Source organism: Actinomadura physcomitrii, assembly GCF_008923205.2.
Lineage (GTDB): Bacteria > Actinomycetota > Actinomycetes > Streptosporangiales > Streptosporangiaceae > Spirillospora > Spirillospora physcomitrii.
Genome location: NZ_WBMS02000102.1, coordinates 1 through 1,439, shown reverse-complemented (window position 1 = coordinate 1,439; position 1,439 = coordinate 1). Strand labels below are relative to the sequence as shown.

Genomic DNA, 1,439 nt, shown 5'->3' with positions numbered 1-1,439 from the left:
ATCTCGCGGGTGAAGGCGAGGACGGAGGGGTTGGAGGCGGACAGTTCGACGTAGCTGCCGACGCCGAAGACGGGGTGGCGCTGCCGGATCTCGATCATTTTGCGGGTCCAGTGCAGCAGGGATCCGGGGTTGTCGGTCTGGGCCTCGACGTTGACGGCCTGGTAGCCGTAGATGGGGTCCATGATGACGGGCAGGTAGAGGCGGGCGGGGTCGCAGCGGGAGAAGCCGGCGTTGCGGTCGGGGGTCCATTGCATGGGGGTGCGGACGGCGTCGCGGTCGCCGAGCCAGATGTTGTCGCCCATGCCGATCTCGTCGCCGTAGTACAGGACGGGTGAGCCGGGCAGCGACAGCAGCAGCGCGGTGAACAGCTCCAGTTGGTTGCGGTCGTTGTCGAGCAGGGGGGCCAGGCGGCGGCGGATGCCGATGTTGGCTTTCATGCGGGGGTCTTTGGCGTATTCGGTGTACATGTAGTCGCGTTCTTCGTCGGTGACCATCTCCAGGGTGAGTTCGTCGTGGTTGCGCAGGAAGATGCCCCATTGGCAGGATTCGGGGATCTTGGGGGTCTGGGCCATGATCTCGGAGATGGGGTAGCGCTGCTCGCGGCGGACGGCCATGAAGATGCGGGGCATGACGGGGAAGTGGAAGGCCATGTGGCATTCGTCGCCGCCGGCGCCGGGGTCGCCGAAGTACTCCACGACGTCGGCGGGCCATTGGTTGGCTTCGGCGAGCAGGACGCGGTCGGGGTAGAGGCGGTCGACTTCGGCGCGCACGCGTTTGAGGTAGGCGTGGGTTTCGGGGAGGTTCTCGCAGGTGGTGCCTTCGCGGGCGTACAGGTAGGGGACGGCGTCCAGGCGGAACCCGTCGATGCCCAGGTCGAGCCAGAACCGCAGGACCTCCAGCATGGCGTCCTGGACGGCGGGGTTGTCGTAGTTGAGGTCGGGTTGGTGGGAGAAGAAGCGGTGCCAGTAGTACTGGCCGCGGACGGGGTCGTAGGTCCAGTTGGAGGATTCGGTGTCGACGAAGATGATGCGGGCGTCGGGGTATTTGTCGTCGGTGTCGTTCCACATGTAGAAGTCGCCGAACGGGCCGTCGGGGTCGGTCCGGGAGGCCTGGAACCAGGAGTGCTGGTCGCTGGTGTGGTTCATGACCAGGTCGGCGATGACGCGGATGCCGCGGGCGTGGGCCTGTTCGATGAGTTCGACGAAGTCGCCGAGTTCGCCGAAGTCGGGCAGGATCCGGGTGTACTCGGAGATGTCGTAGCCGCCGTCTTTGAGCGGTGACTGGTAGATCGGCAGGAGCCAGAGGCAGTCGACGCCGAGCCATTCGAGGTGGTCGAGTTTGGAGATCAGGCCGCGCAGGTCGCCGTAGCCGTCGCCGTTGGAGTCGCAGAATCCCCGCACCGACACCTCGTAGAACACCGCCGTCTTGAACCAGTGCGG

1 protein-coding gene is annotated in these 1,439 nt (G+C 65.7%); it reads right to left on the bottom strand.

What is annotated here, in order from left to right; genetic code table 11:
- A partial coding sequence (gene treS, locus F8568_RS46425; protein ID WP_151600550.1) for a maltose alpha-D-glucosyltransferase occupies positions 1-1,439 on the bottom strand: 1,439 nt, incomplete at both ends.